The sequence below is a fragment of the Sinobacterium norvegicum genome, assembly GCF_923077115.1.
Classification (GTDB): domain Bacteria; phylum Pseudomonadota; class Gammaproteobacteria; order Pseudomonadales; family Sinobacteriaceae; genus Sinobacterium; species Sinobacterium norvegicum.
Genome location: NZ_CAKLPX010000006.1, coordinates 24,804 through 45,076 on the forward strand (window position 1 = coordinate 24,804; position 20,273 = coordinate 45,076).

Below are 20,273 nucleotides of genomic sequence, written 5' to 3' on the forward strand. Positions count from 1 at the left end.
AGATGGGTCAGAAAGTACACCCCACGGGGATCCGACTCGGTATCGTTAAAAGCCATAACTCTGTCTGGTACGCCGACAAGTCAGGCTACGCTAAGAACTTGATTAGCGATCTTGAAGTTCGTTCTTTTGTTGAAAAAGAACTTGCTCATGCATCTGTTAGCCGTGTTCTTATCGAACGACCAGCACAAAGCGTACGTTTAACAATTTTTACCGCACGTCCAGGTATTGTGATCGGTAAGAAAGGTGAAGATGTAGATAAGCTTCGTAAGAAGCTAACCGCTATGACTGGTGTGCCAGTTCAGATCAACATCGAAGAAATTCGTAAGCCAGATCTAGATGCGAAACTAACCGCGCAAAACGTTGCACAGCAACTTGAGCGTCGTGTTATGTTCCGTCGTGCAATGAAGCGTGCGGTTCAAAACGCAATGCGTCAGGGCGCTCTAGGTGTGAAGATTCAAATCGGTGGTCGTCTCGGCGGCGCAGAAATCGCTCGTAGCGAATGGTATCGTGAAGGTCGTGTACCTCTACATACACTACGTGCTGATATCGATTACGCAACCTACGAAGCTCACACTACCTATGGTGTGTTGGGTATCAAGGTGTGGATCTTTAAGGGCGAAATACTAGAAAACGAACTTCCGGCGGCTGATAAAAAGCCTGCTAAGAAGTCGGCTAAGTAAGGAGTACGCCAATGTTATTGCCGAAGCGTACAAAGTTTCGCAAGATGATGAAGGGCCGCAACCGCGGTCTGGCTCACCGAGGCAGCACTGTCTCATTTGGTGAGTTCGCGTTGAAGGCTACAGGTCGTGGACGTATCACTGCTCGTCAAATCGAAGCAGCTCGTCGCGCCATGACCCGTCACATTAAACGTGGCGGTAAAATCTGGATTCGCGTTTTCCCTGATAAGCCGATCACTGGTAAGCCTCTTGAGGTTCGTCAGGGTAAGGGTAAGGGTAATGTTGAATATTGGGTTGCCCTTGTTCAGCCAGGAAAAATCCTATACGAAGTAGAGGGTGTATCTGAAGAGTTGGCTCGCGAAGCATTCGCACTGGCCGCTGCAAAGATCCCAGTTGCTACTACTTTCGTTAAGCGGACGGTAATGTGATGAATACAACTGAATTAAAAGCTAAGAGTGTTGAAGAACTCAATGCTGAGCTTCTGAAATTGCTCGAAGAGCAGTTCAAGTTGCGTATGCAGAAGGCCACTGGTCAGTTGAATCAGTCGCACTTGCTAAAGTCTACCCGTCGTGACATCGCACGGGTAAAAACCGTGTTGAACCAACAGGCAGGTAAATAATCATGGCTGAAGCAAATACTGCACGTACTGCGACGGGCACCGTGGTTAGCGACAAGATGAATAAAAGCATCTCTGTACTAATCGAACGTCGCGTTAAGCATGCGATCTACGGCAAATATATTACACGTTCATCTAAGCTACATGCTCACGATGAAAACAACGAGTGTAAAATTGGCGACGTAGTGACCATCCAGGAAACTCGTCCACTGTCTAAGACTAAGTCTTGGATCCTGGTCAAGATTGAAGAGCGCGCTGAAGCTTAAGTTAGCTTAGGCTAACTTAGCGAGCAGTAGCTCCCGGAGAAGAAGATGATCCAGACTCAATCCTATCTTGATGTAGCAGATAACAGTGGCGCACGCCGTGTTATGTGTATCAAGGTACTAGGTGGTTCACATCGTCGCTATGCGCGCGTTGGTGATATCATCAAAGTTACCGTTAAGGAAGCAATTCCGCGCGGTAAAGTCAAAAAGGGCCAGGTAATGAACGCTGTTGTCGTTCGTACCAAAAAAGGTGTACGTCGCGGCGACGGATCTAAGATCAAGTTCGACGACAACGCAGCAGTATTGCTGAGCGCCAATGACGCCCCTATTGGCACACGTATTTTTGGGCCAGTTACTCGTGAACTGCGCTCAGAAAAGTTCATGAAAATTGTTTCTTTGGCTCCGGAAGTACTTTAAGTACTTCTCGGCTAAAAAGATCGAGGTCTGAAAATGCGTAAAATTAAGCGTGACGACGACGTAATCGTTATCGCCGGCAAAGACAAAGGCAAACGCGGTAAAGTCGTTTCTTTAAAGAAAGACGGTCGTTTGGTTGTTTCTGGTATTAACATTATCAAGAAGCACCAAAAGCCTAACCCTCAAGCGGGTGTAGCCGGTGGGATTATCGAAAAGGAAGCTGCAATTGAAGCTTCTAATGTTGCGATTTTTAACCCAAACACTAATAAAGCTGACCGTGTAGGTTTTAAAGTAGAGGGCGATGCAAAAACACGCATCTACAAATCTACTGGCGAAGCTATTGATGCTTAAGGGTTTATAATGGCTAATTTGCAAGAAATTTATAAAAGCGAACTCGTCGCTAAGCTGAAAGAAGAGCTTAGCCTTGAGAACGTTATGGAAGTCCCACGCATCACCAAGATCACCCTGAATATGGGTGTTGGTGAGGCGCTAGGCGACAAGAAGGTTCTCGAACACGCCGTAGGCGATCTAGAGAAAATCGTTGGTCAAAAAGTCGTGGTCACTAAGGCTCGCAAGTCAATTGCTGGTTTTAAGGTTCGTGAAGATTGGCCGATTGGTTGTAAGGTAACTCTTCGCGGTGAGCGTATGTATGAGTTCCTTGACCGTCTGATCGCTATTGCGATTCCGCGTATTCGTGATTTCCGTGGTTTAAACCCGAAATCATTCGATGGACGTGGTAACTATGCGATGGGTGTGACTGAACAGATCATTTTCCCTGAAATTGATTACGACAAGATAGACGCTCTACGTGGTTTGGATATTGCTATCACAACCACCGCTCGCACTGACGACGAAGGTCGTGCATTGCTACGTGCGTTTAACTTCCCGTTTAAAACCTAAGGGCTGGTATAATGGCAAAGAAATCTATGATTGCTCGCGAAGCAAAGCGTGAGCGCACCGTAGCTAAGTTCGCTGCAAAGCGTGCTGAGCTGAAGGCGATTATCGTCAATCCTACTTCTACTGAAGAGCAGATTTGGGAAGCACAGATTGCCCTGCAGAAGCAACCTCGTAACGCTAGCACTAGTCGCCAGCGTCGTCGTTGTCAGTTGACTGGTCGTCCACACGGCGTATATCGCAAGTTTGGACTGTGCCGTAACAAGTTGCGTGAAGCAGCCATGCGTGGTGATATCCCAGGTCTTGTTAAGGCCAGCTGGTAAGCTAAATTTAGGAGCTAGCTATGAGTATGCAAGATCCGTTAGCGGACATGCTAACCCGTGTTCGTAACGCCCAAATGGCGGCTAAGCCGTCAGTTGGTATGCCGTCTTCAAAATTGAAGATTGCCGTCGCCAACGTACTTAAGGAAGAAGGTTATATTTCTGACTTAAACGTTGCCGAAGTTGAAGGTAAAGCCATTCTTAATATTGATCTTAAATATTTTGAAGGCAAGCCTGTTATTGAAGAGATTGATCGTGTAAGTCGCCCAAGTCTTCGCCAGTATACTGGTAAAGATGGTCTGCCGAAGGTTCGTGGTGGCTTAGGTGTGGCGATTGTTACTACCTCAAAGGGTGTAATGACCGATCGTGCAGCCCGCGCCGCAGGCGTTGGCGGCGAAGTGCTTTGCACAGTCTTCTAACAGTAATACGTTTAGAGTAAGAATTATGTCACGAGTAGCAAAAAGTCCTGTACAACTCCCTAGTGGTGTTGAGGTTACTCTTAAAGGCCAGAACCTATCCGTTAAGGGTAGTAAAGGTACTTTAGAGCTGGTCGTTCACGATTCCGTTACCGTTAACCAAAATGATAGCGTTCTAACATTCGAAGCAAAGGGTGGCGATAAGTCATCCAGCGCTTTGGCTGGTACAATGCGTTCTTTGGTCAACAATATGGTAACAGGTGTAAGCCAAGGCTTCGAAAAGAAGCTGGTTCTTAATGGCGTTGGTTATCGTGCGAAAGCAACGGGTAACGTCCTGAACCTAACTCTTGGTTTTTCTCACCCAGTGAATTATGAGTTGCCAGAAGGTGTTAAGGCAGCTACGCCATCACAAACTGAAATTGTGGTGAGCGGTGCTGATAAGCAAAAGGTTGGTCAAGCGGCTGCTGAAATCCGTGCTTACCGTCCACCAGAGCCTTATAAGGGCAAGGGTGTTCGTTATGCCGATGAGCATGTACGTCGTAAAGAAGCCAAAAAGAAGTAAGGTAAAATCATGAGCGTGAAGAAAGATTCTAGACAGCGTCGTGCACGTCGTGCACGCGCAAAGATGCGTGAGTTGGGTGCTGTTCGCCTAGCCGTGCATCGCACTCCTCGCCACATCTATGCCCAGGTGATTTCACCTGAAGGCGATAAGGTGTTGGCCCAGGCGTCTACCCTGGATAGCGCACTGCGTGAAAGCAAGACTGGTAACAAAGAAGCGGCTGCTGCAGTCGGTAAACTTGTTGCTGAGCGTGCTAAAGAAGCAGGTATATCTAAAGTGGCGTTCGATCGTAGTGGTTTCCAGTACCACGGTCGAGTTCAGGCATTAGCCGACGCTGCACGTGAAGCTGGATTGGAGTTCTAAGGTAAAGATATGGCTTTTAATAAAGAGACAGACAAAAATACCGAAGGGCTACAGGAAAAGCTGGTTCAAGTTAATCGTGTAGCTAAAGTTGTTAAGGGCGGCCGTATTTTCGGTTTTACCGCTCTTACTGTTGTCGGTGACGGCGCAGGTAAAGTAGGTTTTGGTCGTGGTAAGGCGCGTGAAGTGCCTGTAGCTATCCAGAAAGCTATGGAAGCTGCTCGTCGTAACATGATCGAAGTTGAACTTAATGGCGATACCATCCAGTACGCTGTTAAAGCTCGTCATGGCGCTTCAAAAGTTTACATGCAGCCCGCTTCTGCTGGTACCGGTGTTATCGCTGGTGGCGCAATGCGTGCAGTATTGGAAATTGCTGGCGTTCACAACGTATTGGCTAAGTGCTACGGCTCTACCAATCCAGTAAACGTTGTTCGTGCAACTTACAACGGTTTGGCACAGATGCGCTCTCCAGAGCAAATCGCTGCTAAGCGCGGTAAGAGCATCGATGAGATCACAGGCTAAGGTGTGAACATGGCTAAGAAAACTATTAAGGTTACGCAGGTCCGATCTAAATTCGGTCGCCTGCCAGCCCACCGTGCATGTATTGACGGTCTAGGGCTGCGTCGCATTGGCCACACTGTTGAGCTTGAAGATACTCCTTCTGTTCGCGGTATGGTCAACAAGGTTAACTATCTTGTTAAGGTTGAGGGAGAGTAATCATGACTGAATTACGTCTAAACACTCTAAGCCCTGCAGCTGGCGCCAAACACTCCAAGAAGCGCGTTGGTCGTGGTATTGGTAGTGGTCTGGGTAAAACTTGTGGCCGCGGTCACAAAGGTTTGAAATCCCGTTCTGGCGGTAGTGTACGTCCAGGCTTCGAAGGCGGTCAGATGCCTTTACAGAAGCGTCTACCAAAGTTTGGTTTCACATCACGTATTTCTCGCGTAAGCGCTGAAGTTCGTCTTGCTGAGTTAAACACTGTAGAAGCTGAAGTTATCGATTTGGCAGCGTTGAAAGACGCTGATATCATAGGCGGCCAAATGACTCGTGCAAAAGTATTTTTGTCGGGTGAAATTACCAAGGCTGTTACTTTGAAAGGTATTGCTTGCACCAAAGGTGCACGTGCTGCGATCGAAGCAGCCGGCGGCAAAGTCGAGGACTAAATGGCTAAAAAAGGACCACTTGCGGTAAGTGGTCAATCCGGCACAGGCGAGCTTTGGGCTCGCCTGCGTTTTCTATTCTTAGCAATAGTTGTATATCGGGTTGGCACACATATACCTGTTCCAGGTATTAATCCAGAACAATTAGCAGCGTTATTCAACCAGAATCAAGGCACGATTCTTGGGCTATTTAATATGTTTTCGGGCGGCGCCCTTGAACGTATGAGTATTCTTGCGTTAGGAATAATGCCTTATATATCAGCCTCTATAATTATGCAGCTGATGTCGGCGGTATCGCCAACATTGGAAGCGTTAAAAAAAGAGGGTGAAGCTGGGAGACGCAAGATAAGTCAGTACACCCGATACGGGACTGTCTTATTGGCTACAGTTCAAGCCGCTGGTATGTCAGCTGGCTTGGGTGGTCAAGGTCTGGCTCTTTTGCCTGAGAATGCAACCAATATCGACATGATGTTGTTCCACTTTGTGGCCATCGTTTCGTTGGTAACGGGTGCAGTATTTATGATGTGGCTAGGTGAACAGGTCACTGAACGAGGTATAGGCAACGGTATATCGATGCTTATATTTGCTGGTATTGTGGCGGGTCTACCCGGTGCAATTGGTCAGTCTCTCGAACAGGCGCGTCAGGGTGAGCTAAATCTTCTGGTTTTATTGGTCGTAGTAGCACTCGCAATAGCAGTGGTTTATTTCGTTGTTATGATCGAGCGCGGGCAGCGTCGTATCGCTATCAACTACGCCAAACGTCAGCAAGGTAACCGCACCTATGCCGCTCAGAGTTCATTTTTACCATTGAAAGTAAATATGGCTGGTGTCATTCCTGCAATATTTGCCAGCAGTATCTTGCTGTTCCCGGCCTCAGTGGCTCAGTGGATCGGCCAGTCAGCTGACAATATGGAATGGTTACAGGATGTCGCCTTGGCGATAGGACCTGGTCAGCCGCTTAATATTCTACTGTTTACTGTCTTTATCGTGTTTTTCTGCTTCTTCTATACAGCATTGGTTTTCAATCCTGATGAAGTTGCCGATAACCTAAAGCGTTCCGGTGCGTTTGTACCAGGTATACGTCCAGGTAAAAGCACTGCGCAATATATCGATAGTGTGCTGACCCGCCTAACAGTGTTTGGCGCAGGTTATATCGCACTAGTTTGTCTAATGCCGCAGTTCCTTGTCGTATTCGCAAATGTACCATTCTATCTTGGCGGTACATCATTGTTGATCGTAGTTGTTGTTATTATGGACTTTATGTCCCAGGTGCAGAGTCATCTGATGAGCAATCAATACGATGGGTTAATGAAAAAAGCCAATTTAAAAAACTACGGTAGGTAGTTTGACTGAGGTGGTGTATATTACGCCGCCTCATTTATCCGAGTTTGGAGTCGAAAAATGAAAGTTCGCGCATCTGTTAAGAAAATGTGTCGTGACTGTAAAGTTGTTCGCCGTAATGGCGCGGTTCGAGTGATTTGTAAATCAGAACCACGTCATAAGCAGCGTCAAGGTTAATCCTTAACCTCACGAAGCGACCATCCAATGTTGGATGGTTGATTTTTGTCTGCTCAACGTGTAGACTTTCGCGCCTTTCGTCTCTATGGCATTTGCTATAGGGATGAGGTTAAAAAGTTAGCATTTGAGCTAAATAAGACTGGAGTAAAAAATGGCCCGTATAGCTGGTGTGAACATACCAGATCACAAACACGCGGTGATCTCTTTGACCTACATCTTTGGTGTTGGTCGCACAACTGCGAAACAGCTTTGTGCAGCAACTCAGGTTGCAGAAGATAGTAAGATATCTGATCTTTCAGAAGCTCAGATGGACGCACTTCGTAATGAAGTAGCCAAATTAGCTGTTGAAGGTGATTTGCGTCGTGAAGTATCAATGAACATCAAGCGTTTGCTTGACCTAGGTTGTTATCGCGGTCTTCGTCACCGTCGTAGCCTTCCTCTTCGTGGACAGCGTACTAAAACCAACGCTCGCACACGTAAAGGTCCACGTAAACCAATTCGTAAGTAATCAATTTTTGTTGATTGTTTAGTGTAGCTGTACGTTTAAGTACAGTGTCGATATTAAGCAGGGTAGAAAAATGGCAAAGCCAGTTTCCAAAAGTACACGCAAAAAGGTCAAAAAGACCGTCGTTGATGGTGTCGCGCATATTCACGCTTCATTCAACAACACAATTGTGACTATTACCGATCGTCAGGGTAATGCACTGACTTGGGCTACCGCAGGTGGTTCAGGCTTCCGTGGTTCACGTAAATCAACTCCTTTCGCTGCACAGGTTGCTGCTGAACGAGCTGGCATCGCCGCTCAAGAATACGGGTTGAAGAACTTAGACGTTCAGGTTAAAGGTCCAGGACCTGGCCGTGAGTCTGCCGTTCGTGCGTTGAACAACTGTGGTTACAAAATCACAAACATTACCGACGTGACTCCGATTCCACATAACGGCTGTCGTCCACCTAAGAAACGTCGCGTGTAACTGATAGTAGGAATTTTAAAATGGCAAGATATATTGGTCCAACTTGTAAGCTTTCTCGTCGTGAAGGAACCGATCTTTTCCTAAAGAGCGGTGTACGTCCACTAGAGTCAAAGTGCAAGCACGAAACTGTACCAGGTGTTCACGGTGCTCGTCGCGGTCGTCTTTCTGACTACGGTGTTCAGCTACGTGAAAAGCAAAAAGTTCGTCGTATGTACGGTGTACTTGAAAAGCAGTTCCGTAAGTACTACAAAGAAGCAGCACGCGTTAAGGGTGCTACCGGTGAGAACCTTCTTCAGCTTCTAGAAAGCCGCCTCGATAACGTTGTATATCGTATGGGCTTTGGTTCAACACGTGCAGAATCACGTCAATTGGTCTCTCACAAGGCCATCACCGTTAACGGTGGCTGCGTCAATGTAGCGTCTTACCAGGTTAAGGCTGGTGACGTTGTAGCAGTTTGTGAAAAAGCTAAGAAGCAGCTTCGTGTAGAAGCCGCTCTTAAGCTTGCCGAGAATCGAGCTGCAGTTGAGTGGGTTGATGTTAACGCATCTAAGGTTGAGGGTACTTTTAAGGCTCAACCGGATCGTGCAGACCTCTCTTCTGAGATCAATGAAAACTTGATCGTAGAGTTGTACTCGAAGTAACACTATCGACTAAATCGTCAACACAGGTGTAAATATGCAGAGTGCCGTCAATGAGTTTTTGACACCGCGTAATATTGATGTAGAAGAAACTTCTACAACACGCGCGAAGGTAACCTTGGAGCCGCTAGAGCGCGGCTTCGGACACACTTTAGGTAATGCTTTACGTCGTATTTTACTATCTTCTATGCCTGGTGCCGCAGTAATTGGCGCCAAGATTGAAGGTGTTGAGCACGAGTACAGCGCTATTGAAGGTGTTGAACAGGATGTCATTGAGATTCTTTTGAATCTTAAGGGCGTCGCTATCATTATGGAAGGTAAGACTGAAGCTACTCTTACCGTTAGCAAGAAGGGGCCTGCAGTTGTTACTGCTGGCGACATCGAGCTGCCAGGTGATATCGAAATCAGGAATCCTGATCACGTTATTGCAACAGTGGGTGAAGGTGGAGAGTTAAATATGACTCTTACTGCTTCTGTTGGTCGTGGTTATGTCCCTGCGGATCAGATTCACTCAGGTGAAGAAGAAGGTCGCAGCATTGGACAATTGGTTTTGGATGCCTCGTACAGCCCTGTTCGCAGCGTTTCGTACGTTGTTGAGAGCGCTCGTGTAGAACAGCGTACTGATCTTGATAAATTGGTTCTCGACTTAGAGACCGATGGAACTCTTGATCCAAGCGAAGCTATTCGTCGTGCCGCAACTATTTTGCAGCAGCAGTTGGCAGCATTTGTCGATTTAGAGAGCGAGAAAGAAGCTGAGCCAGAAGAGCATGAAGAGGAAATTGATCCGATTCTGCTACGCCCAGTAGATGATCTAGAGTTGACTGTTCGTTCTGCGAACTGTCTGAAGGCCGAGAATATTTATTATATCGGTGATCTGGTTCAGCGTACTGAGGTCGAGTTGTTGAAGACGCCTAATTTGGGTAAGAAGTCTCTTACTGAAATAAAAGACGTTCTAGCTTCTCGCGGGCTATCGCTAGGTTTGCGTTTAGACAACTGGCCACCAGCCAGCTTGCGTAACGACGATCGCGTTCTCGTCAATTAATCAGGTGGGTTGTGTCGCATAATGCGCCGCAATCCCAGTTAATTTTTATTGCTGTGATAGCAATGAATGTAAGGAATTAAGCCATGCGTCATCGTAAAAGTGGCCGTCAGTTAAATCGTAACAGTTCGCACCGTAGTGCTATGTTCCGTAATATGGTCAACTCACTAGTTGAGCACGAACTCATCAAAACTACTTTGCCTAAAGCAAAGGAGCTTCGTCGTCATGCCGAGCCTCTGATCACTTTAGCTAAAGAAGATACCGTTGCTAACCGTCGTCTAGCCTTTAACCGTCTGCGTTGTAAAGATGCAGTGGCTAAGCTTTTCTCGGAAATCGGTCCTCGCTATCAAGCCCGTCCAGGTGGTTACCTGCGCGTTCTTAAGTGCGGCTACCGTACCGGTGATAAAGCACCTATGGCTTACGTAGAGTTAGTAGATCGTCCAGTAGCGGAAGCTTCTGAAGAGGATTAATTTCCTTGGCGGTAATAAAAAAGCAGCTTATCGCTGCTTTTTTTGTGCCTGAGATATATCGATGTTTGTAGGAGCCGCTTACAGCAGTTCTTTTAAAAACCGACCGGTGTGAGACTGTTGACAATTTGCAATATCGGATGGAGTGCCCGTGGCGACAATTTGTCCGCCGCCAGAGCCACCTTCAGGGCCGAGGTCAATCACCCAATCTGCCGTTTTGACGACATCTAGATTGTGCTCGATAACGACAATACTGTTTCCGTGATCGCGGAGTCTATGCAGAACTTTCAACAGTTGCTGGATATCATGGAAATGTAGACCGGTAGTCGGTTCGTCGAGAATGTAGAGTGTGTTACCAGTATCCCGTTTACTCAACTCTTTTGCCAGCTTGACCCGTTGGGCCTCGCCACCTGACAGCGTGGTGGCTGCCTGACCTAGTTTGATATACGAGAGACCAACATCCATCAGCGTGCTTAGTTTTTTCTTAATGCTCGGTACGGCCTCGAAGAATTCACAGGCAGCCTCGATGGTCATATCCAATACTTGATGAATGCTCTGTCCCTTGTATTTGACCTCAAGTGTCTCACGGTTGTAGCGCTTGCCCTCGCAGATATCACAGGGGACATAGATATCAGCAAGAAAATGCATTTCGACCTTGGTAACGCCATCACCTTGGCACGCTTCACAGCGACCGCCTTTGACATTAAAACTGAACCTTCCTGGCTTATAGCCGCGGGATCGAGATTCTTGCGTGCCGGCGAAAAGCTCTCTTACCGGAGTGAAAATCCCAGTGTACGTGGCGGGGTTCGAGCGCGGTGTTCTACCGATGGCGCTCTGATCAATATCGATACATTTATCCACCAGGTCCAGACCGCTGATGCAGTCATGGGGAGCAGCGGTAAGCGTGGTAGCGCCATTAAGCTCCGTGGCGGCAAGTGGGTATAGGGTGCCGTTTATCAGAGTCGATTTTCCTGAGCCTGAGACGCCAGTGACACAGGTAAGAAGTCCCAGTGGTATATTGACCGTAACATTTTGCAAATTATTGCCACTGGCGCCAGCGATGACAATTTGCCTGTCTGGATTGTTTGCTGTCAGTGTTGTGGGGATTTCGATCGCTTTAGTGCCACAAAGGTATTGACCGGTAAGCGATTCATCACAATTCATGATGTCGTCTGCGGTACCAGCGGCGATCACCTCGCCACCATGAATGCCGGCTCCTGGGCCGATGTCGATTACATAGTCTGCGCTGCGAATTGCATCCTCATCATGCTCGACAACAATAACGGTATTACCCAAATCTCTGAGGTGATTGAGGGTGCGAAGTAGTCTTTCATTATCCCGTTGGTGAAGGCCAATAGAGGGTTCGTCGAGGATGTACATGACGCCGACCAGGCCGGCGCCAATTTGACTGGCGAGGCGTATCCGTTGTGCCTCGCCACCAGAAAGAGTGTCTGCAGAGCGTTCAAGGGTAAGATAATTTAAGCCGACATCTACCAAAAACTCTAAACGGTCTCTGATTTCCTTAAGGATTTTTTCTGCTATCTCGCCTTTGCTGCCGTCCAGTTTGAGGTTGCTTGCATAGTCCAAGGCCTCGGCAATTGGCAGGCTGGTGAGGCTGGGTAGGTTTCGTTCGTTAATGAATACGTTGCGGGCAGAGCGTCGCAATCTAGAGCCCGAACAGCTGGGGCAGGATTGGCTGTTGAGATACTTGCCTAGCTCCTCACGTACCATATTTGACTCGGTATCTTTATAGCGGCGATCAAGGTTTGGAATGATGCCCTCGAAGCTGTGAGTGCGTTTGTAGATGTCGCCCTTATCGTTGGCGTAATTAAAGGCAACCTCTTCTTCGCCGCTACCGAATAAGATTATTTGTCGATGCTCTTCGCTGAGGGTGTTAAATGGGCTGTCAATATCGAAACCATAATGCTCGGCCAAAGAGGTGAGCATATGGAAGTAATATACGCTGCGGCGATCCCAGCCGCGAATGGCGCCCTCGGCCAGGCTTGCAGAATCATCTGTGATCAATCGGTTGGGGTCGAAAAACTGTTTCAAGCCAATACCATCGCACTCGGTGCAGGCGCCCGCAGGGTTGTTGAAGGAGAATAGTCTGGGTTCAAGTTCTTTTAGGCTGTAACCACACTCAGTGCAGGCAAAGCGGGCCGATAAAACCTGTTCCTCATCGGAATCCATCGAGGCAATAATGGCAAGGCCGCCGGAGAGCTCGAGAGTGGTTTCGAAAGACTCTGAAATACGCAGCTTGAGATCATCGCGAACTTTAAAGCGGTCAACGACAACTTCGATATCGTGTTTGTGATTTTTCTGTAAGTCGGGCAGCTCGTCTAATTCATAGATGGTGCCGTCTACTCTTGCTCGGATGTAACCCTGGCTACGAAGTTGCTCAAATACATGTACGTGTTCACCTTTACGTTGCTTGATGACAGGTGCTAACAGCATCAACTTAGTACCTTCGGGGCGTGACAATACTTCATCGACCATCTGGCTGACGGTTTGTGCCGCAAGGTCGGTGTGATGGTCAGGGCAGCGCGGTGTGCCAACACGAGCGTAAAGCAGGCGCAAATAGTCATAAATCTCGGTAATCGTCCCGACCGTGGAGCGAGGGTTGTGCGATGTTGATTTCTGCTCTATGGATATTGCTGGTGATAGTCCAGCAATATGATCGATGTCTGGCTTTTCCATCATGGACAAGAACTGCCTGGCGTAGGTGGAAAGCGATTCCACATAGCGTCGCTGCCCTTCTGCGTACAGCGTATCGAACGCTAGAGAGGATTTTCCTGAGCCGGAAAGTCCCGTAATAACAATGAGCTTGTTGCGCGGAATATCAACATCAATATTCTTTAGGTTATGAGTACGAGCGCCACGTACGACGATATTTTCCATTGCTATTCACCGCAGAAAAACAGAAAAGTATATAGTGCTGAGGCGTTTTTAGGTAGGGGTAGCGTGCAATGCAATCGTATTAATAATAATCGTTAGTTGCTATCATGGATGTTTTTATATTACCGAATTGATAGGAAGTCTGTCGTTGTCTGAACATCACATCTCCGCCAGCGAGAGCCGTTCCATATACGGCCTCGCCACGCTGTATTCTTTTCGAATGCTTGGGCTATTCATGGTTCTGCCGGTTTTGGCTTTGTATGCTGATGGCTTCACCGGGAGTACGCCAGCGTTGATTGGCTTGGCTCTTGGTGCCTATGGTATCAGCCAGGCGGTATTGCAAATTCCATTGGGTATGCTGTCCGACAAAATTGGCCGCAAAGCGGTGATTATTGGTGGCTTGTTAATTTTCGCCTTGGGCAGCTTGGTCGCTGCTGGGGCGGATAGTATCTGGGGTGTCATACTCGGCCGTTTTTTGCAGGGTTGTGGGGCTATTGCAAGCTCGGTATTGGCATTGATGACAGATTTAACCCGTGAGCAGCACCGCACCAGGGCCATGGCGACCATTGGCATGAGTATCGGGGTGTCGTTTATGGTGGCGGTAATTATTGGCCCTTTAATAGCCGGCAGCTATGGTGTCTCGGCTATATTCATTGTCACATCGCTGTTGGCCATCGCCGGCATTATGATTACGGTATGGCTTATACCGACACCGCTGAGTCAAGCCAGTGCGCAGCCGGATGTCGTCGCTGCACCGTCGTTGTTAAAAAAAGCGCTGATGGATGTTGAGCTGGTGCGTTTAAATACCGGTATCTTCACTCTTCACTTTATTTTAATGTCGACTTTTGTGGTTTTGCCGTTAATGTTGGGTGATGTTTTAAACCTTGGTGATAGCGAACATTGGAAGTTGTACCTGCCGCTGTTCTTTTTCTCATTTGTCGCCATGATTCCATTGATCATTATCGCTGAACGCGGTCAAAAGATGAAACCCGTGTTCGTGTTTGCGGTCGCTCAGTTATTATTGTCTCTGTTGGCCCTGGCATTCTTTGGTGGTCAATTTTGGGGGCTGATTATTGCTTGTTTTGCTTTCTTCATGGCGTTTAACCTGCTCGAGGCGACACTGCCTTCACTGATCAGTAAGCGGGCATTTGCCGGCGGTAAGGGAACGGCAATGGGAGTGTATTCAACCTCTCAGTTTCTCGGCGCCTTCTTGGGTGGCACGATGGGGGGGGTTGCCATTCAGTATTGGGGGGCATTCGGCGGCTTTACCTTATCGGCAGCCCTGGCCTTGGTATGGTTACTGGTGGCTGCAGGCATGCAGAAACCTAAACACTTGAAGGGCTTGGTGCTGCGTTATGGCGATAGCTTTGATAGCGCATCGATTGCTGGCAAACTCAGCAAGTTGGCCGGTGTTGTCGATGTAATGGTGATAAAAACTGACAGGCAGGCCTATTTGAAAATAGACGAGCAACTATTCGACGAGGAGAGCCTTACAGGCTTTCGCCAGCAGTAAATTTGCCACTCGTATCAGCTAGTCGCTGAGAGTATATTACGATATAGTTGATAGAATTTTCACATGCCATATTTAAGGAGAAGCTGATGGCTTCAAGAGGTGTTAACAAGGTTATATTGGTTGGTAACATAGGGCAGGACCCTGAGACCCGCTACACCGCTGCAGGGGCAGCCATTACCAATATTACGCTGGCAACCAGCGAGACTTGGAAAGATAAAAACACCGGTCAGCCACAGGAGCGAACAGAATGGCATCGCGTGGTGTTTTTCAATCGCCTTGGCGAGATTGCCGGTGAATATTTGCGCAAAGGTTCTAAGGTCTACGTTGAGGGCCAGTTACGCACCCGTAAATGGCAGGGTCAAGATGGACAGGATCGGTATACCACCGAGATAGTGGCCAATGAAATGCAGATGCTGGATAGCCGCAATGCAAATAATGGCGGCGACTCTCAGCATCAGGGCAGCCAGCAGAATTACCAGCAGCCCGCTGCAGCGCCAGCCCAGCGTCAGCCAACGCAGCAGCAACCGGCGCAACAACCTGCACAGCAGCCCGCCGCTGCGCCTCAGCAGGGTTACCAGCAGCCGGCGCAGCAGCCAGTGCAACAACAAGGCTATCAGCAGCCCGCTCAGCAACAATCTGCTCCGCAGCCTGCACAGACGTTTACTGACAACGCCTTTGATGATGACATTCCATTTTAAATAGTTAGGCAGTGATACTCTGAACCACCCTATAGCGGGTGGTTTTTTGTTTTAAGACAGTGGTCGAGGTGGTGTGATGAGAGTATTGGTGTTAGATAGTGACAGCCGTGTCGGTACCGAGGTTGTTGCCGCATTGTTGATGAAGGATTATCGCGTTGAGGGTATCACCCGAGAGCAGCTTGCTGATGCCGAATCGTTGCAGGCGATTGATCACCATACGATCAATATTGTGATTAACTGCTATATCCTGCAGAGCACTGAGCTCTCGTCTGAGGTGGGTGATAACGATATTGCTTTTGCCGCGGCGGTCGCTGAGCGTTGTCAGCAACAGTCAATTATCCTGTTGCATCTGTCGAGCTCGCAGGTGTTTTTAGAAAGGCACTCTGTCGAATACACCGAAGATGATGAACCGGCACCCAATATGGCCAGCGGCCGCGCCTTGTTAGCTGCAGAGCAGGCTATTATGGTCTGCGATAAACAGTTAACACTTCGTGTCGGTTGGGCCTTTAGTAATGGCAGTCATGGTCTGTTTGAAGACTTACTAATGCGTCTGGAGACTGGAGAGGAGTTGATTGTTCATGCTGGTGCAGAGGGCTGTCCTACGCCAGCTGTTGATGTTGCGCGGGTGGTGGTGGCCTGTGCTGAGCAATTAGTGGCCGGCGCAGGATGTTATGGGCTGTACCATTATTGCAGCTCCGACCCCACTAATAGTGAAGGCTTTGTCGAGGCTATTATTGCCACAGGCCAGCAATATGGTTATGTCGATCCAGAGAAAGTCAGCATTAAGCTGGTCGACAATGGCGAACTTTATGGGATTCCACCCCACCCAGTATTAAATTGCCACAAAATATTGAATCACTTTGGCATAAAACAACGTCCATGGCGCTCGGTTATGGCAAGCTTGCTAAAAGAACGTTACCAGGAAAGCGATTAGATTATGACGAATAAAAGTGTACAAGAAGAATTGAAGGTTGCCGTGTTAACGGTGTCAGACACACGCAATGAAGAAACAGACACCTCGGGTGGCTATTTGGTTGAGGCGGTTAAGCAGTCTGGTCATAACATCGTCGATAAGCAGATCGTAAAGGATGATATTTACGATATTCGAGCCGTGGTCTCTGGCTGGATTGCCTCAGATGTACAGGTGGTGATCTTAACCGGCGGCACAGGATTTACTGGGCGTGACTCGACCCCCGAGGCGGTGACGCCATTGTTTGATAAAACCATTGAGGGTTTTGGTGAAACCTTTAGAGCGATCTCGTACGCTGAGATTGGTAATTCGACGATACAATCGCGGGCGGTTGCAGGTCTGGCCAAGCATACGGTCATTTTTTGTTTGCCCGGCTCTACCGGCGCCTGTCGTACCGGCTGGGAAGGGATTATCAAAGATCAGATCGACAGTCGTCACCGACCCTGCAATTTTACCGGTGTGCTAAAGCCTAATGGCATTATGGGGCATGCCCAGTGAGCCCGTCATGGACCAAAATTGACGATGCGATAGCGCAGTTGCTGGCTGATGCCCGCTTGGTTGTTGAAAGCGAGAGTGTTGATTTGCTGTCCTCATTGGGCAGGGTGCTGGCCGCCGATGTCATGGCAAAGGTTTCTGTGCCTCCGTTTGATAACAGTGCGATGGACGGCTACGCGGTTCGGATTGAAGACATGCAGGACGGCAATGGGCTGCCTGTTACTCAGCGCATCGCCGCCGGATCGGTGGGTTCTCCTTTGCTTGTCGGTGAGGCAGCGAGGATTTTCACCGGTGCCCCAGTGCCCGAAGGTGCTGATGCCATTTTAATGCAAGAAAATGCAGAGTTTGATGGCAGTCTGCTGAAAACACAGTCGGTGCCTAAGCGACATCAAAATATTCGCCGGGCCGGTCAAGATATTGTCATCGGTGATATTGTCTTTGCCGCGGGTCATCGTATTCAGCCACAGGATTTGGGTGTGCTGGCTTCTGTCGGTGTCGCCACCTTGTCGGTGCGGCGTCGGCTTAAGGTGGCCGTGCTATCCACCGGTGACGAATTGCGTGAGCCGGGCGATACGCTCAATCCTGGTGAGATTTTCAATTCTAATCGTTACACGCTCAATGGTTTGTTGCAGCAGTTTGATATCGATATAGTTGACTTGGGAATTTGTCGGGATACTGCTGAGCACACAGAAGAGTTGCTGCGTTCAGCTGCCCAGCAGGCCGATGTCATTGTCAGCAGTGGCGGTGTGTCGGTGGGTGAGGAGGATCATGTTAAGGCCGTGGTTGAGCAACTCGGTGAACTCAAACTGTGGAAGTTGGCGATCAAGCCGGGCAAGCCTCTGGCCTACGGTAAAGTTTTGGGAGTGCCGTTCTTAGGCTTGCCAGGCAACCCTGCTGCGGTATTTGTAACCTTTGGTTTAATCGTCAAACCCTATTTGTTGCGTATGTTAGGTGTTGATGATGTCACGCCGCTAATCGTTCAGCTGCCTGCCGCTTTCAATATTACAAAAGAAGGGCGTAGACAGGAATATCAGCGGGCAAAAGTGGTGGCTAAAAATGGCAAGAGCGGTGTTGAGATTTATGCTAATCAGAGCTCTGGAGTATTGTCATCAGCATCGTGGGCAAATTGCTTGGCTGTGATACCAGCGGGCAAGACAATCGCCCAAGGTGACTTGGTGGATGTGATGTTGCTCGATAACCTGATGGGTTGACCGAATGGTTTTTGGAGGCATAAAAAAGGCTGCAACTGCAGCCTTTTTTATGTCTCGAACAGGGACCGATTAATCTTGGTAGCGCTGGAACACAAGCGATGCGTTGGTGCCACCGAAGCCGAAGCTATTGGACATCACACGTTCAAGCTTAACGCCATCTTGGCGCTCGGTAACGATCGGCATGCCCTGGGCTTCATCGTCCAGTTGAGAGACGTTGGCCGAGGCTGTGATGAAATCGTTCTCTTGCATGATGAGACTGTATATTGATTCCTGCACGCCGGCGGCGCCTAAAGAGTGCCCCGACAGAGACTTGGTCGAGCTAATCTGAGGGATGTCGCTGCCGAAGGCCTGCTTCATTGCGCGCAGCTCTGGGATATCGCCGGCGGGGGTGCTGGTACCGTGGGCATTGATGTAATCGATAGAGCCTTCGACAGTGCTTAATGCTTGTTGCATACAGCGTACCGCGCCTTCACCCGATGGCGCGACCATGTCGTAGCCATCAGAGGTGGCGCCATAGCCAACAACTTCGGCATAAATCTTAGCGCCGCGGGCCTTGGCGTGCTCGAGTTCTTCCAGTACCAGCATACCGCCGCCACCAGCAATGACAAAACCGTCGCGGTCTGCATCGTAGGCTCGTGAGGCCTCCGTCGGTGTTTCATTACGCTTTGAGGACAGGGCCCCCATAGCATCAAACAGAGAACTCATGGTCCAGTGCAGCTCTTCAGCACCGCCGGCAAAGACAATATCTTGCTTGTTAAGTTGTATTTGTTCCATCGCGTTGCCAATACAGTGTGCGCTGGTAGAACAGGCGGAAGAGATCGAGTAGTTCACGCCTTTTATTTTGAAGGGGGTTGCCAGACAGGCTGACACAGTCGACCCCATGGTCTGAGTAACACGATAAGGGCCGACACGCTTGATACCCTTGGCGCGTAGGATGTCTGCAGCTTCCGTTTGGCTGGCGGCAGAGGCGCCACCTGAACCCGCGATAATGCCGGTGCGGATATTGGAAACCTGGTCATCGCTTAGGCTAGAGTCATCGATTGCCTGTTGCATAGCAATGTAGGCATAGGCTGCCGCATCACCCATAAAGCGGAGTTGTTTGCGATCGATATGCTCTTTAAAGTCGATAACTGGTGTGCCGCTGACGTGGCTGCGAAAGCCTAAATCTTTGTATTCTTCATTGAAAGAAATACCAGAGCGGCCTTCAAAAAGAGATTCTTTGACCTCTTCCTTATTGTTGCCAAGACAAGAAACTATACCAAGTCCTGTAACTACAACCCTTCTCATAACTGCCTCTTAGCTGTTTAGCTGTATCAATTTTGAAACGAATACGGAATTAAGTTATCCGTAAAAAATTAAAAGTTCTCAGTGGTTGAAAACAATCCAACACGCAAGTCTTTTGCGCTGTAGATAACCTCACCATCAACGGAAACGGTGCCATCGGCTATGCCCATAATTAATTTACGCTCAATGACTCTTTTCAGCGTCAAGGTGTAGGTCACCTTACCAGCGGTAGGCAGAACCTGACCGGTAAACTTTAACTCGCCGACGCCGAGAGCGCGGCCCTGGCCTTTATTACCCTTCCAACCGAGGAAAAAGCCGACCAATTGCCACAGTGCATCTAGCCCTAGGCAGCCGGGCATGACTGGGTCGCCAGGAAAGTGGCATTCGAAGAACCAGAGGTCGGGGTTAATGTCGAGCTCGGCAACAATTTCGCCCTTGCCATTAGCGCCACCGTCGACCGTAATGCTGGTAATGCGATCGACCATTAACATATTATCGACGGGTAATTGTGCGTTACCGGGGCCAAACAGGCGACCGTGACCACATTCTATTAGGTCTTCTTTGGTAAAGCTGTTGATATGAGTTAATCCGGTCTTTTCAGTCATCGTCGGTATCGGTCTCTTGGTCAGGTGCTTAATGGGTAATAGTTATTGTGGAAATTGCACTCGCTAAGCCAACCATTGTAACGGTTTACGGTGGGCTGTCTAGTCGCGTAAGGGTGAACTTAAGCAAACGAAACAGGGCTGTACAACACGATTTTAGGGACTTCGCGGAAATTGCTCTGCATATCGTGCATGTTCTAATTGTCTCGCTGATGTTTTAGCGAAGTAGTCAATGGGTTACAATCCTATTATTTTTATAAAAACTGCCAATTAACCAATGTTTTTTGCTGTAG

At 48.6% G+C, this 20,273-nt stretch carries 29 protein-coding genes; 26 read left to right on the plus strand and 3 right to left on the minus strand.

Annotated features, from left to right (window positions below; all coding sequences use genetic code 11):
- The first annotated feature begins 2 nt into the window (after nucleotides 1–2).
- From rpsC to rplQ, 21 genes are all read left to right on the plus strand, one after another.
- Nucleotides 3–680 carry a 30S ribosomal protein S3 gene (rpsC, locus tag L9P87_RS16830; protein WP_237445924.1) on the plus strand — a complete coding sequence of 226 codons (678 nt, stop codon included), beginning with the start codon at nucleotides 3–5 and terminating at the stop codon, nucleotides 678–680.
- 11 nt (nucleotides 681–691) lie between these two features.
- Nucleotides 692–1,105, plus strand: coding sequence for a 50S ribosomal protein L16 (gene rplP, locus L9P87_RS16835; RefSeq protein WP_237445925.1), 414 nt, complete (start codon nucleotides 692–694; stop codon nucleotides 1,103–1,105).
- Complete coding sequence (gene rpmC, locus L9P87_RS16840) at nucleotides 1,105–1,296, plus strand: 50S ribosomal protein L29 (protein ID WP_237445926.1); 192 nt, start codon at nucleotides 1,105–1,107, stop codon at nucleotides 1,294–1,296. Before rplP ends, rpmC begins: the two co-directional genes overlap by 1 nt.
- 2 nt (nucleotides 1,297–1,298) lie before the next feature.
- The gene (gene rpsQ, locus L9P87_RS16845) at nucleotides 1,299–1,559 is read left to right on the plus strand and encodes a 30S ribosomal protein S17 (protein WP_237445927.1); all 261 of its coding nucleotides are present in this window, start codon (nucleotides 1,299–1,301) and stop codon (nucleotides 1,557–1,559) included.
- 45 nt (nucleotides 1,560–1,604) lie between these two features.
- Nucleotides 1,605–1,973, plus strand: coding sequence for a 50S ribosomal protein L14 (gene rplN, locus L9P87_RS16850; RefSeq protein ID WP_237445928.1), 369 nt, complete (start codon nucleotides 1,605–1,607; stop codon nucleotides 1,971–1,973).
- A gap of 33 nt (nucleotides 1,974–2,006) precedes the next feature.
- Nucleotides 2,007–2,321, plus strand: coding sequence for a 50S ribosomal protein L24 (gene rplX, locus L9P87_RS16855; RefSeq protein ID WP_237445929.1), 315 nt, complete (start codon nucleotides 2,007–2,009; stop codon nucleotides 2,319–2,321).
- 9 nt (nucleotides 2,322–2,330) lie between these two features.
- Nucleotides 2,331–2,870, plus strand: coding sequence for a 50S ribosomal protein L5 (rplE, locus tag L9P87_RS16860; protein ID WP_237445930.1), 540 nt, complete (start codon nucleotides 2,331–2,333; stop codon nucleotides 2,868–2,870).
- An 11-nt stretch (nucleotides 2,871–2,881) separates the two neighbouring features.
- A complete protein-coding gene (gene rpsN / locus L9P87_RS16865; RefSeq protein WP_237445931.1) occupies nucleotides 2,882–3,187 on the plus strand; it encodes a 30S ribosomal protein S14 in 306 nt (101 codons plus the stop codon).
- A 20-nt stretch (nucleotides 3,188–3,207) separates the two neighbouring features.
- Nucleotides 3,208–3,603 (plus strand): 30S ribosomal protein S8, encoded by a 396-nt coding sequence (gene rpsH / locus L9P87_RS16870; RefSeq protein ID WP_237445932.1) that lies wholly within the window; start codon nucleotides 3,208–3,210, stop codon nucleotides 3,601–3,603.
- 25 nt (nucleotides 3,604–3,628) lie between these two features.
- Nucleotides 3,629–4,162 carry a 50S ribosomal protein L6 gene (rplF, locus tag L9P87_RS16875; protein ID WP_237445933.1) on the plus strand — a complete coding sequence of 178 codons (534 nt, stop codon included), beginning with the start codon at nucleotides 3,629–3,631 and terminating at the stop codon, nucleotides 4,160–4,162.
- A gap of 9 nt (nucleotides 4,163–4,171) precedes the next feature.
- Complete coding sequence (gene rplR / locus L9P87_RS16880; RefSeq protein ID WP_237445934.1) at nucleotides 4,172–4,522, plus strand: 50S ribosomal protein L18; 351 nt, start codon at nucleotides 4,172–4,174, stop codon at nucleotides 4,520–4,522.
- Nucleotides 4,523–4,531: 9 nt separating this feature from the next.
- Nucleotides 4,532–5,041: a 30S ribosomal protein S5 gene (gene rpsE, locus L9P87_RS16885; RefSeq protein WP_237445935.1), complete on the plus strand. Its 510-nt coding sequence runs from the start codon at nucleotides 4,532–4,534 to the stop codon at nucleotides 5,039–5,041.
- Between the two features lie 9 nt (nucleotides 5,042–5,050).
- The gene (gene rpmD, locus L9P87_RS16890) at nucleotides 5,051–5,236 is read left to right on the plus strand and encodes a 50S ribosomal protein L30 (protein ID WP_237445936.1); all 186 of its coding nucleotides are present in this window, start codon (nucleotides 5,051–5,053) and stop codon (nucleotides 5,234–5,236) included.
- A 2-nt stretch (nucleotides 5,237–5,238) separates the two neighbouring features.
- Complete coding sequence (gene rplO, locus L9P87_RS16895; RefSeq protein WP_237445937.1) at nucleotides 5,239–5,682, plus strand: 50S ribosomal protein L15; 444 nt, start codon at nucleotides 5,239–5,241, stop codon at nucleotides 5,680–5,682.
- Nucleotides 5,683–7,023, plus strand: coding sequence for a preprotein translocase subunit SecY (secY, locus tag L9P87_RS16900; protein WP_237445938.1), 1,341 nt, complete (start codon nucleotides 5,683–5,685; stop codon nucleotides 7,021–7,023). It begins immediately after the preceding gene.
- A gap of 57 nt (nucleotides 7,024–7,080) precedes the next feature.
- Nucleotides 7,081–7,197, plus strand: a complete 117-nt coding sequence (gene rpmJ / locus L9P87_RS16905) for a 50S ribosomal protein L36 (protein ID WP_237445939.1) — start codon at nucleotides 7,081–7,083, stop codon at nucleotides 7,195–7,197.
- Between the two features lie 151 nt (nucleotides 7,198–7,348).
- Nucleotides 7,349–7,705: a 30S ribosomal protein S13 gene (rpsM, locus tag L9P87_RS16910; RefSeq protein ID WP_237445940.1), complete on the plus strand. Its 357-nt coding sequence runs from the start codon at nucleotides 7,349–7,351 to the stop codon at nucleotides 7,703–7,705.
- A 70-nt stretch (nucleotides 7,706–7,775) separates the two neighbouring features.
- Nucleotides 7,776–8,168, plus strand: a complete 393-nt coding sequence (gene rpsK / locus L9P87_RS16915) for a 30S ribosomal protein S11 (RefSeq protein ID WP_237445941.1) — start codon at nucleotides 7,776–7,778, stop codon at nucleotides 8,166–8,168.
- A gap of 20 nt (nucleotides 8,169–8,188) precedes the next feature.
- Entirely contained in the window at nucleotides 8,189–8,809 is a 621-nt protein-coding gene (rpsD, locus tag L9P87_RS16920; protein WP_237445942.1) for a 30S ribosomal protein S4, read from the plus strand.
- A 34-nt stretch (nucleotides 8,810–8,843) separates the two neighbouring features.
- Nucleotides 8,844–9,848, plus strand: coding sequence for a DNA-directed RNA polymerase subunit alpha (locus L9P87_RS16925; RefSeq protein WP_237445943.1), 1,005 nt, complete (start codon nucleotides 8,844–8,846; stop codon nucleotides 9,846–9,848).
- Between the two features lie 83 nt (nucleotides 9,849–9,931).
- Nucleotides 9,932–10,315, plus strand: coding sequence for a 50S ribosomal protein L17 (rplQ, locus tag L9P87_RS16930; RefSeq protein WP_237445944.1), 384 nt, complete (start codon nucleotides 9,932–9,934; stop codon nucleotides 10,313–10,315).
- A gap of 78 nt (nucleotides 10,316–10,393) precedes the next feature.
- On the opposite strand, the gene uvrA is transcribed toward rplQ, so the two are convergent.
- Entirely contained in the window at nucleotides 10,394–13,210 is a 2,817-nt protein-coding gene (uvrA, locus tag L9P87_RS16935) for an excinuclease ABC subunit UvrA (protein WP_237445945.1), read from the minus strand.
- 145 nt (nucleotides 13,211–13,355) lie between these two features.
- Between uvrA and L9P87_RS16940 the strand changes: the two genes are divergently transcribed.
- The 5 genes from L9P87_RS16940 (at nucleotide 13,356) to L9P87_RS16960 (ending at nucleotide 18,094) form a co-directional block, all read left to right on the plus strand.
- Nucleotides 13,356–14,720 carry an MFS transporter gene (locus L9P87_RS16940; RefSeq protein WP_237445946.1) on the plus strand — a complete coding sequence of 455 codons (1,365 nt, stop codon included), beginning with the start codon at nucleotides 13,356–13,358 and terminating at the stop codon, nucleotides 14,718–14,720.
- Nucleotides 14,721–14,806: 86 nt separating this feature from the next.
- On the plus strand, nucleotides 14,807–15,418 hold the full coding sequence (gene ssb / locus L9P87_RS16945; protein WP_237445947.1) for a single-stranded DNA-binding protein: 612 nt from the start codon (nucleotides 14,807–14,809) through the stop codon (nucleotides 15,416–15,418).
- Nucleotides 15,419–15,494: 76 nt separating this feature from the next.
- Nucleotides 15,495–16,352, plus strand: a complete 858-nt coding sequence (locus tag L9P87_RS16950) for a sugar nucleotide-binding protein (RefSeq protein ID WP_237445948.1) — start codon at nucleotides 15,495–15,497, stop codon at nucleotides 16,350–16,352.
- 3 nt (nucleotides 16,353–16,355) lie between these two features.
- Nucleotides 16,356–16,886, plus strand: coding sequence for a molybdenum cofactor biosynthesis protein B (gene moaB / locus L9P87_RS16955; protein WP_237445949.1), 531 nt, complete (start codon nucleotides 16,356–16,358; stop codon nucleotides 16,884–16,886).
- A complete protein-coding gene (locus tag L9P87_RS16960; protein ID WP_237445950.1) occupies nucleotides 16,883–18,094 on the plus strand; it encodes a molybdopterin molybdotransferase MoeA in 1,212 nt (403 codons plus the stop codon). The genes moaB and L9P87_RS16960 overlap by 4 nt, the downstream gene beginning before the upstream one ends.
- A gap of 69 nt (nucleotides 18,095–18,163) precedes the next feature.
- Here L9P87_RS16960 and fabB read toward each other — a convergent pair whose 3' ends face one another.
- Together fabB and fabA are read right to left on the minus strand one after the other, a co-directional pair.
- Nucleotides 18,164–19,381: a beta-ketoacyl-ACP synthase I gene (gene fabB, locus L9P87_RS16965; RefSeq protein ID WP_237445951.1), complete on the minus strand. Its 1,218-nt coding sequence runs from the start codon at nucleotides 19,379–19,381 to the stop codon at nucleotides 18,164–18,166.
- Between the two features lie 68 nt (nucleotides 19,382–19,449).
- Complete coding sequence (gene fabA / locus L9P87_RS16970) at nucleotides 19,450–19,983, minus strand: bifunctional 3-hydroxydecanoyl-ACP dehydratase/trans-2-decenoyl-ACP isomerase (protein WP_237445952.1); 534 nt, start codon at nucleotides 19,981–19,983, stop codon at nucleotides 19,450–19,452.
- Between the last annotated feature and the right edge of the window lie 290 nt (nucleotides 19,984–20,273).

What these genes read in the sequence shown, in the direction of transcription:
- rpsC (WP_237445924.1), top strand. Translation starts at nt 3, where the DNA reads ATGGGTCAGAAAGTACACCCCACGGGGATCCGACTCGGTATCGTTAAA.
- rplP (WP_237445925.1), top strand. Translation starts at nt 692, where the DNA reads ATGTTATTGCCGAAGCGTACAAAGTTTCGCAAGATGATGAAGGGCCGC.
- rpmC (WP_237445926.1), top strand. Translation starts at nt 1,105, where the DNA reads ATGAATACAACTGAATTAAAAGCTAAGAGTGTTGAAGAACTCAATGCT.
- rpsQ (WP_237445927.1), top strand. Translation starts at nt 1,299, where the DNA reads ATGGCTGAAGCAAATACTGCACGTACTGCGACGGGCACCGTGGTTAGC.
- rplN (WP_237445928.1), top strand. Translation starts at nt 1,605, where the DNA reads ATGATCCAGACTCAATCCTATCTTGATGTAGCAGATAACAGTGGCGCA.
- rplX (WP_237445929.1), top strand. Translation starts at nt 2,007, where the DNA reads ATGCGTAAAATTAAGCGTGACGACGACGTAATCGTTATCGCCGGCAAA.
- rplE (WP_237445930.1), top strand. Translation starts at nt 2,331, where the DNA reads ATGGCTAATTTGCAAGAAATTTATAAAAGCGAACTCGTCGCTAAGCTG.
- rpsN (WP_237445931.1), top strand. Translation starts at nt 2,882, where the DNA reads ATGGCAAAGAAATCTATGATTGCTCGCGAAGCAAAGCGTGAGCGCACC.
- rpsH (WP_237445932.1), top strand. Translation starts at nt 3,208, where the DNA reads ATGAGTATGCAAGATCCGTTAGCGGACATGCTAACCCGTGTTCGTAAC.
- rplF (WP_237445933.1), top strand. Translation starts at nt 3,629, where the DNA reads ATGTCACGAGTAGCAAAAAGTCCTGTACAACTCCCTAGTGGTGTTGAG.
- rplR (WP_237445934.1), top strand. Translation starts at nt 4,172, where the DNA reads ATGAGCGTGAAGAAAGATTCTAGACAGCGTCGTGCACGTCGTGCACGC.
- rpsE (WP_237445935.1), top strand. Translation starts at nt 4,532, where the DNA reads ATGGCTTTTAATAAAGAGACAGACAAAAATACCGAAGGGCTACAGGAA.
- rpmD (WP_237445936.1), top strand. Translation starts at nt 5,051, where the DNA reads ATGGCTAAGAAAACTATTAAGGTTACGCAGGTCCGATCTAAATTCGGT.
- rplO (WP_237445937.1), top strand. Translation starts at nt 5,239, where the DNA reads ATGACTGAATTACGTCTAAACACTCTAAGCCCTGCAGCTGGCGCCAAA.
- secY (WP_237445938.1), top strand. Translation starts at nt 5,683, where the DNA reads ATGGCTAAAAAAGGACCACTTGCGGTAAGTGGTCAATCCGGCACAGGC.
- rpmJ (WP_237445939.1), top strand. Translation starts at nt 7,081, where the DNA reads ATGAAAGTTCGCGCATCTGTTAAGAAAATGTGTCGTGACTGTAAAGTT.
- rpsM (WP_237445940.1), top strand. Translation starts at nt 7,349, where the DNA reads ATGGCCCGTATAGCTGGTGTGAACATACCAGATCACAAACACGCGGTG.
- rpsK (WP_237445941.1), top strand. Translation starts at nt 7,776, where the DNA reads ATGGCAAAGCCAGTTTCCAAAAGTACACGCAAAAAGGTCAAAAAGACC.
- rpsD (WP_237445942.1), top strand. Translation starts at nt 8,189, where the DNA reads ATGGCAAGATATATTGGTCCAACTTGTAAGCTTTCTCGTCGTGAAGGA.
- L9P87_RS16925 (WP_237445943.1), top strand. Translation starts at nt 8,844, where the DNA reads ATGCAGAGTGCCGTCAATGAGTTTTTGACACCGCGTAATATTGATGTA.
- rplQ (WP_237445944.1), top strand. Translation starts at nt 9,932, where the DNA reads ATGCGTCATCGTAAAAGTGGCCGTCAGTTAAATCGTAACAGTTCGCAC.
- uvrA (WP_237445945.1), bottom strand. Translation starts at nt 13,210, where the DNA reads ATGGAAAATATCGTCGTACGTGGCGCTCGTACTCATAACCTAAAGAAT.
- ssb (WP_237445947.1), top strand. Translation starts at nt 14,807, where the DNA reads ATGGCTTCAAGAGGTGTTAACAAGGTTATATTGGTTGGTAACATAGGG.
- L9P87_RS16950 (WP_237445948.1), top strand. Translation starts at nt 15,495, where the DNA reads ATGAGAGTATTGGTGTTAGATAGTGACAGCCGTGTCGGTACCGAGGTT.
- moaB (WP_237445949.1), top strand. Translation starts at nt 16,356, where the DNA reads ATGACGAATAAAAGTGTACAAGAAGAATTGAAGGTTGCCGTGTTAACG.
- fabB (WP_237445951.1), bottom strand. Translation starts at nt 19,381, where the DNA reads ATGAGAAGGGTTGTAGTTACAGGACTTGGTATAGTTTCTTGTCTTGGC.
- fabA (WP_237445952.1), bottom strand. Translation starts at nt 19,983, where the DNA reads ATGACTGAAAAGACCGGATTAACTCATATCAACAGCTTTACCAAAGAA.